Origin of the sequence: Streptomyces thermospinosisporus, assembly GCF_039526425.1 — a bacterium.
GTDB classification, from domain to species: domain Bacteria; phylum Actinomycetota; class Actinomycetes; order Streptomycetales; family Streptomycetaceae; genus Streptomyces; species Streptomyces thermocarboxydovorans.
Map to the genome: position 1 here is coordinate 126,121 of NZ_BAAAIZ010000051.1, position 8,403 is coordinate 134,523.

At 73.2% G+C, this 8,403-nt stretch carries 5 protein-coding genes; 3 read left to right on the plus strand and 2 right to left on the minus strand.

Translation table 11 applies throughout. The annotated features are described in order from the left end of the window. Positions 1-286: 286 nt before the first annotated feature. On the minus strand, positions 287-1,495 hold the full coding sequence (locus ABD207_RS18445) for a nucleotide sugar dehydrogenase (RefSeq protein ID WP_344014198.1): 1,209 nt from the start codon (positions 1,493-1,495) through the stop codon (positions 287-289). Positions 1,496-1,768: 273 nt separating this feature from the next. On the opposite strand from ABD207_RS18445, the gene ABD207_RS18450 reads away from it, so the two are divergent. Next, entirely contained in the window at positions 1,769-3,475 is a 1,707-nt protein-coding gene (locus ABD207_RS18450; protein WP_344014199.1) for a glycerol-3-phosphate dehydrogenase/oxidase, read from the plus strand. Between the two features lie 137 nt (positions 3,476-3,612). Here ABD207_RS18450 and ABD207_RS18455 read toward each other — a convergent pair whose 3' ends face one another. Next, complete coding sequence (locus tag ABD207_RS18455) at positions 3,613-4,656, minus strand: serine hydrolase domain-containing protein (RefSeq protein WP_344014200.1); 1,044 nt, start codon at positions 4,654-4,656, stop codon at positions 3,613-3,615. A 172-nt stretch (positions 4,657-4,828) separates the two neighbouring features. Here ABD207_RS18455 and ABD207_RS18460 point away from each other — a divergent pair, with 172 nt between their 5' ends. Together ABD207_RS18460 and ABD207_RS18465 are read left to right on the plus strand one after the other, a co-directional pair. Continuing rightward, positions 4,829-6,892: a serine/threonine-protein kinase gene (locus ABD207_RS18460; RefSeq protein ID WP_344014201.1), complete on the plus strand. Its 2,064-nt coding sequence runs from the start codon at positions 4,829-4,831 to the stop codon at positions 6,890-6,892. A 164-nt stretch (positions 6,893-7,056) separates the two neighbouring features. Beyond that, on the plus strand, positions 7,057-8,403 hold a 1,347-nt coding region (locus tag ABD207_RS18465; RefSeq protein ID WP_344014202.1), incomplete at its 3' end, for a protein kinase.

The window sequence follows — 8,403 nt, forward strand, 5'->3', positions numbered from 1 at the left end:
TCTCGGTGCGGGTGACGCGGAAGGGGGCTCCCATGGGACGCCACCGCAAGCCCACTCGCTGGGATCGGATCCGTCTTCGGATGGTGAAGTACCGGAGGAGGTTGATCTTGCGGATCTTCGGATGGTGAGCGGCCGCCCCCACGACAGCTAGGGGCGGACACTGCGTGCACCATCGGGAGCCTGCCGCAGCTACCCCCTGCGGTGGGCTCCACCCCGGCATACGGTACCCATGCGCCGTCCCGCCCACCACAAGCCGCAGTCGCACGTCCCTGCCCCGCGCCCCCGCTCACAACCGATGCGCCGCCCCTGTAGGTGTTGCCCCCCGTGTGTCGAGCAGGAGCTGGGCCTTTACGGACAGGCCCTGGAGGTCGTAGGTGCGGTGCTGCTGGAGGAGGATGGTGAGGTCGGCGCCGGCTGCGGCCTCGTAGAGGGAGTCGGCGCGGGGGACGGGGCGGTCCAGGACGTTCCAGGACGGGACGTGCGGGTCGTGGTAGCTGACCGAGGCGCCGAGGTCCATCAGCCGGATCGCGATCTCCCGCGCGGGTGTGCCCTGCTGGTCGGCGAGGTCGGGCTTGTAGGTGACGCCGAGGAGCAGGACGCGTGCGCCGCGCGCGGACTTGCCGTGCTCGTTGAGCAGCGCGGCGGCCCGCTGCACGACGTAGCGCGGCATGCGGCTGTTGACCTCCTGGGCCAGCTCCGCCATGCGCAGGGGGCGGCCGGCGTGCGCGGTGAGGTCCTGGGGGACCGCGTGGCCGCCGACGCCGGGGCCGGGGCGGAACGCCTGGAACCCGAACGGCTTGGTCTCCGCGCAGCGGATGACGTCCCACAGGTCGACGCCCAGCTCATGGCAGAGCACGGCCATCTCGTTGACCAGCGCGATGTTGACGTGCCGGAAGTTCGTCTCCAGGACCTGCACCGTCTCCGCCTCCCTCAGCCCGCGCGCCCGGACCACCTTGTCGGTGATCCGCCCGTAGAAGGCGGCGGCGGACTCGGTGCAGGCGGAGGTGAGCCCGCCGATGACCTTCGGCGTGTTGGCAGGCGTGAAGTCGCGGTTGCCGGGATCGAGGCGGTGGGGGGAGTAGGCGAGGTGGAAGTCGCGCCCCGCCCGCAGCCCGGACTCCGATTCGAGCAGCTCCCGCAGGAAGCCCTCGGTGGTGCCGGGCGGCACGGGGGACTCCAGGATCACGGTGGTGTGCGGGCGCAGCCGCGCGGCGAGGGTGCGGGTGGCGGCCTCCACCTGGCTCAGGTCGGGCGCGCCGTCCGCGCCGCGCGGGGCGGGCGCGCAGATGACCGCGGTGCGCACCCGGCCCAGCTCCGCCGGGGCGGCGGTGACGCGGAATCCCTGCGCGAGCATCCGGCGCACCTCGGCCGGGCTGAGGGAGCCCGCCTCGGGGCCGGTCCGGTAGCCGACGGTCGGAATCCCGGCGGCGACGGCGGCCTGGGCCAGGGGCAGGCCGTACGGGCCGAGTCCGATGACGGCGAGATCTGCGGGCATGGCGTGGGCCGTCCTTCCCAGTAGCCGAAGTGGGACAGGTGCGCAAGCCGTGTGGACAGAACGAGCGAGCGCAATGTCAGACTAGGAGTAAATATGACCGATTTGCGGGATTGATCGGCTGAAATTCGGTGAGTCGTCCCGGGCGGTTGTCCACAGGCTGGGGGCACCTGGTGGCTGAAGTCGGGCAAGCCGGTCAGAATTTGGGCATGAGACAGGGGGACCGGGCTTCGCCCGACGGGTGCGGCCGACGCGACCGATGAGCGGGAGGCAGCGGTGAGGACAGCGATACTGGGGCCGGCGCAGCGCGCCGAGTCACTCGCATCCATGGCCGAGCGCGAGCTGGACGTGCTGGTGGTGGGCGGCGGCGTGGTCGGCGCGGGCACCGCGCTGGACGCCGTGACGCGCGGCCTGTCCACGGGACTGGTCGAGGCACGTGACTGGGCGTCAGGCACCTCCAGCCGGTCCAGCAAGCTGATCCACGGCGGCCTGCGCTATCTGGAGATGCTCGACTTCGGGCTGGTGCGCGAGGCGCTGAAGGAGCGCGGCCTGCTGCTGGAGCGGCTCGCGCCGCACCTGGTCAAGCCGGTGCCCTTCCTCTACCCGCTCCAGCACAAGGGCTGGGAGCGGCTCTACGCCGGATCGGGCGTCGCCCTCTACGACGTGATGTCCATGGCCCGCGGACACGGCCGGGGCCTGCCCCTGCACCGTCACCTGAGCCGCCGTCACGCCCTCAGAGTGGCGCCCTGCCTGAAGAAGGACGCGCTGGTCGGCGCCCTGCAGTACTACGACGCCCAGATGGACGACGCCCGCTATGTGGCGACCCTGGTGCGCACCGCCGCCGCCTACGGCGCCAAGGTCGCCAACCGGGCCCGCGTCACCGGCTTCCTGCGCGAGGGCGAGCGGGTCGTCGGCGCCCGGGTGCAGGACGTGGAGGGCGGCGGCGAGTACGAGGTCCGCGCCAAGCAGATCGTCAACGCCACCGGCGTGTGGACCGACGACACCCAGGCGATGGTCGGCGAACGCGGCCAGTTCCACGTCCGGGCCTCCAAGGGCATCCACCTCGTCGTCCCCAAGGACCGCATCCACTCCACGACCGGGCTCATCCTGCGCACCGAGAAGTCCGTGCTGTTCGTCATACCCTGGGGCCGGCACTGGATCATCGGGACCACCGACACCGACTGGGATCTCGACAAGGCCCACCCGGCCGCCTCCAGCGCCGACATCGACTATCTCCTCGAGCACGTCAACTCGGTGCTCGCCGTGCCGCTCACCAGGGACGACGTCGAGGGCGTGTACGCCGGGCTGCGGCCGCTGCTGGCCGGCGAGTCCGACGCCACCAGCAAGCTGTCGCGCGAGCACACCGTGGCCCACCCGGTGCCCGGTCTGGTCGTGGTCGCCGGCGGCAAGTACACGACCTACCGCGTCATGGCCAAGGACGCCGTGGACGCCGCTGTACACGGCCTCGACGTGCGCGTCGCCGACTGCGTCACCGAGGACACCCCGCTGCTCGGCGCCGAGGGATACCGGGCGCTGTGGAACGCACGGGCCCGCATCGCCGCCCGCACCGGACTGCACACGGTGCGCGTGGAGCACCTGCTCAACCGCTACGGCTCACTCACCGAGGAGATCCTGGACCTCATCGCCTCGGATCCCTCCCTGGGCGAGCCCCTGCAGGCGGCCGACGACTATCTGCGCGCCGAGATCACCTACGCCGCCTCCCATGAGGGAGCACGGCACCTGGACGACGTGCTGACCCGGCGCACCCGCATATCCATCGAGACGTTCGACCGCGGCACCCGCAGCGCCCGGGAGGCCGCCGAGCTGATGGCACCGGTGCTGGGCTGGGACAAGGACCAGATCGAGCGCGAGGTGCAGCACTACGAGAAGCGGGTGGAGGCGGAGCGCGAGTCGCAGCGCCAGCCGGACGACCTGACGGCGGACGCGGCACGGCTGGGGGCGCCGGACATCGTGCCGCTGTGACGGTTCAGCGGTGGCGGTGCCGGACGGTGGTTCCGGGCGGTCCCGGGCGGTGGTTCTCGTCGGCCGGCGGAGCCGCCCCTCCCCGTTCACTCGAACGAGTGTCGTGAACCGGGATCTTCGTTCGGAACCCGCTCGTTCTACGGGGTGCGAGGGCAGAACTCGGCCGCGAGCACCGCGGGTTCGAGGCCGGGATCGTCCATCGTGTCCGTGTTCAGCCGGAAGGTGAGGACCCGCCGGCCGTCCGCGGTGGCTGCGGTGCGCACGTAGCTGCCCAGGATGCGTCCGTTGTGTCCCCACACGGTCGTGCCGCACGGAAGCTTCTCGGGATACAGGCCCAGGCCGTACGAGCCGTGTGCGGTACGGGTGTCGAGCATCTCGCGCAGCATCCGCGGGGAGAGCAGCTCACCGCCCAGCAGCGCCCCGTAGAAGCGGTTCAGATCGGCGAGCGTGGTCACCAGCTCGCCCGCCGCGCCGGCCACCCGCGGGTCGAGCTCGGTGACGTCGGCTCCGCCGGAGCTGTAGGCGCGGCCGTGCGGTGAGGGAAGGGAGCTCTCGGAGCCGGGGAAGGAGGTGCCCGTCAGACCCAGCGGAGCGAGGATGCGCCGCTCGGCCTCGGCGGCGTAGGAACGGCCGGTGACCCGTTCTACGACCAGGCCGAGCAGGACGTAGTTGGTGTTCGAGTAGGAGAAGCGGCCCTTGGCGGCCGGGGGGTGGGTGAGAGCGATGCGCAGAGCCTGAAGGGGCGTCACGGGGACCGTGCCCCGGGTCTGGACGGTGAAGTCGTACAGACCGCTGGTGTGCGCGAGCAGGGAACGCAGGGTCAGCGCGCGCCCGTCGTTCCCGGCTCCCCGCACCAGCCCCGGCAGATGCTCCTCCACGGTGTCCGACAGCGACAGACGGCCTTCCTCGGCCAGTTGCAGCACCACGGTCGCGATGAACGTCTTGGTGATGCTGCCCGCGCGGAAGTGGTCGGTGCGCGTTATGCCCTGGCCGGCCTGGGCGTAGCGCGAGCCGTCCTCCGTCCGGGCGAGCAGGGCCGCTCCCGGCGCACCGCCCCGTGCGACCAGCTGCGGGACCAGCTCGTCCGCGGGCGAGACGGAGGGGGCCGAGGAGGCCCCCGGGGCGAGGACGAGCAGGGCCAGGGACACAGGAACGGCCAGTAGTGTCCGCAGCGGCTGCATCCCGGTCCCTCCGTCCTCGGGGGCCCCATCATGCAGGGTGGCGGAACGCCTTGTTCACCCGGGTCACCGGCTCGGGCGGACCGGGACGGCGCGTGGGGCACCCTGAGCGCCGGCCGCTTGTCGCGTGAGAGACAATGAAGGCTCTGTCAGGGCGGGTTGCATGAGGGGACGCATGTCGGAGGCGGAGCGGGCGGGAACATCCCGTACGGACGAGAGCGCACGTCTCCTCGCCGGGCGGTACCGGCTGGGAGAAGTGCTCGGCCGCGGCGGCATGGGGACGGTGTGGCGGGCCGAGGACGAGACCCTGGGGCGGACGGTCGCCGTCAAGGAGCTCCGGTTCCCGTCCAACATCGACGAGGACGAGAAACGGCGGCTGATCACGCGAACGCTGCGTGAGGCCAAGGCGATCGCGCGGATCCGCAACAACAGCGCGGTGACCGTCTTCGACGTGGTCCAGGAGGACGACCGGCCCTGGATCGTGATGGAGCTGGTCGAGGGCAAGTCGCTCGCCGAGGTCATCCGGGAGGACGGCCTGCTCGAGCCCAGACGGGCGGCGGAGGTCGGGCTCGCCGTGCTCGACGTGCTGCGGTCCGCGCACCGGCAGGGCATCCTGCACCGCGACGTGAAGCCGTCGAACGTGCTCATCGCCGACGACGGCCGGGTCGTGCTCACCGACTTCGGCATCGCCCAGGTCGAGGGCGACCCGTCCATCACCTCGACCGGCATGCTGGTCGGCGCGCCCTCCTACATCTCCCCGGAGCGCGCCCGCGGCCACAAGCCGGGGCCGGCGGCCGACCTGTGGTCGCTCGGCGGACTGCTCTACGCGGCGGTGGAGGGAGTCCCGCCCTACGACAAGGGCTCCGCGATCGCCACGCTCACGGCGGTGATGACCGAGCCGCTCGAGGAGCCGAAGAACGCGGGACCGCTCAGGGACGTCATCCACGGGCTGCTCACCAAGGACCCGGAGAAGCGGCTCGACGACGCCGGGGCGCGGGCCATGCTGAACGCGGTCATCCACGCGCCCGAGAAGGAGGAGGCCGAGCCCGCGGACGCCACCAAGGTGGTGCCGCTGCCGGAGCAGCCCGGTGAGCGGGCGGCGCGGTCCGGGGGCAAGCTGGGCGAGGAGGCCGGGGAGCGGCTGCGGGGCGCGTTGCGCTCCGTGCGCAAGGCAGCCGCTGTGGCCACGGGTGCTGCCGTCGGCGCCAAGTCGGCCGGTACAGCTGCGACTTCCGGCACGGACGGCGCCGCCGCGACCGCGGGCCCGGCAAACGCGGGCACGGGGAGCGGGGCGCCCGTGGCGGGCACCGCGTCCACCGGCACGGGTGCGGCCGGGGCGGCCGGCAAGAACTCCGGCACGAGTGGCGGCTCCGGGGCCGGGACGGGGGCCGAGCCGCCGGCGGCGCAGCCCGCGGCCAAGGGCGCGAGTTCGGGCTGGCCGAAGATGACCCCGCCGGACCTCCCGGCCCGTCCCGCGCCCCGGGCGTCGATCACCGATGTGGTGCCGCGGCAGACGCTGGTCGCCATCGCGGTGATCGTGCTGCTCGCCGTGATCGGAGTGGTGATCGGCATCGCTCTCGCCGACGGTGGTGAGGACGACGGCAAGGCCGCCGGGAAGGGTGCCGCGGCGACCGCGGACGCGTCGGCCGGCCCCCGGACCAAGGGCGACGAGAAGGACGGCACCGGTACCGACGGCTCCGCGACCGAGTCGGCCGGGACGGGTGCGCCCGCGGGCGGTGGCGCCGGTGACGGAGCGTCGGACGGCTCGTCGGGCGGCTCCTCGGACGACGAGGGCGACGACGACACCTCGGCGGAGGAGACGTACAAGGGGGACCAGGGCTACTCGATCGGGCTGCCCGAGGGGTGGAAGTACCAGTCGACCGGGGCGGCGGGGGACCGCTTCACCGGGCCCGACGGGCAGAGGCTGCTGATCGCCTGGACGTCCACGCCGAAGTCCGACCCGGTGGCGGACTGGCGGAACCAGGAACGCTTCATGGTGCGGTCGCAGTACAAGAAGATCCGCATAGAGAAGGTGGGCTACCGCGGCTGGAAGGCCGCCGACTGGGAGTTCACGTATGTGGAGAACGGGACGAAGTGGCGGACCATCGACCGGGGCTTCGTGGTCAACGACCGGCAGGGGTACGCCCTGATGTACACGGCGAAGGCCCAGACGTGGGGTGAGGAGGAGCGCAGGGAGACCTGGCGGACCCTGACGCGCTCCTTCGAGCCCAAGTCCTGAGCCCCTCCGGAGCATGGGCGCACCCCCGTTTGGAAAGTGAGATGTGGCATCCCCTCTTTGCGGGTTGCCTCGGGCACGTATCGTGAGTGCTTGCGGACCGTACGCAGCCGGAACGGGTCGCGAGGCGAGCGGATTTGACCGACCGTACTGCCGGGGGAGGCAACGTGGACGACTATGCGGGACGGGTTCTCGCCGACCGCTACCGCCTGCCGCTGCCGCCGTCCGACGAGTACGAACTCACCGAGACCCGCGCCTTCGACACCTGCAGCGGGCAGGAAGTCCTGGTCAGGCAGGTGCCGTTGCCGGAGGTCGTCGAGGCCGAGGTGCTCGACGCCGAGGGTCTGCCGGAGGGCTTCACCGCACGTGACGGCAGCGCGTTGCGCGGCCCGGGCCGCCCGCCCGCCCGGTCGAGCACCCGCCGGCCCACGGACCCGGTCGTGCGGCGGGCCGTGGAGGCCGCGCAGGCGGCGGCCGCCATCCCGGACCATCCCCGGCTCGACCAGGTCTTCGACGTCTTCGCGGAGGGCGGCTCGCTGTGGGTGGTCAGTGAGCTGGTGGCAGCGCGCCCGCTGGCCGCCCTGCTCGCCGAGAAGCCGCTGACGCCGTACCGGGCGGCGGAGGTCGCCTCCGACGTGCTGATGGCGCTGCGGGCGCTGCATGCACACGGCTGGGTGCACCGGAACATCACCGCGCGCACGGTGCTGGTCTGCGACGACGGCCGGGTGATGCTCACCGGTCTCGCGGTCGGCGCGGCCGAGGAGGCGCTGTGCGGCTACGACCCGGTGCCGCTGCCCCCGGGCTCCGAGGGATCGGAGGGCCCCGAGGGGCCGCGGGACTTCGGGTCGCAGGGCTCCGGAGTCGGGGCTTCCGCCCCGCATACGCCCTCCGGAGCGCCGGGCGCGCAACGCAACGGAGCCTGGCCGCCCGGATCCTCCGGCGGACCGTCCGGGACCGCCGCACCGGCTCCCCGGAGCGATCCCGAGGCCCTGCGCCGGGCCGCCATCGAGGCGCGGGCCGGGCACCTGCCCGCGAGCGGGGACGGCACACCAGGCGGCGGCGTTCCCGCCGTGACGGCTCCCCGGGCACTCGGCAGCGCCGGGGACATCAGGGCGGCCCGGGCCGGTGCGATCGCCGCGTACCGGGCGGGGGCGCGCGCCGCCGCGCGGGTGCAGGAGGCGCAGCAGAGCGGCCGGGCCTCGACCGCCCTGCCGGGTGCCCGCACGGCGCCGGAGGGCGGCCGGAGCGCCTCGCCTGGCCAACTCCCCGCGGCCCCGGGCGGCACCGGGCCCCACACGAACGGGTCCACCCAGTCCCCGTACTCCACGCAGGTGCCGTATCCCGCAGGCCCGGGACGGCAGGGAAGCGGCCCCGGCGCTCCCGGCGTGCCCGGCGTTACGGGCGGCGGCAACGGAGCAGGCCCGGCGTCCACGGGCACCCAGCCGCCGGGCCCGATCGCCGACCCCTACGGCGCGGCCGGCACCGGCCGGCCCGGCGCCGCATCCCGCACCGGC

Excerpts from the sequence above, each read along its gene's own strand:
- ABD207_RS18445 (WP_344014198.1), bottom strand. The coding sequence starts at position 1,495 with ATGCCCGCAGATCTCGCCGTCATCGGACTCGGCCCGTACGGCCTGCCC.
- ABD207_RS18455 (WP_344014200.1), bottom strand. The coding sequence starts at position 4,656 with ATGCAGCCGCTGCGGACACTACTGGCCGTTCCTGTGTCCCTGGCCCTG.
- ABD207_RS18460 (WP_344014201.1), top strand. The coding sequence starts at position 4,829 with ATGTCGGAGGCGGAGCGGGCGGGAACATCCCGTACGGACGAGAGCGCA.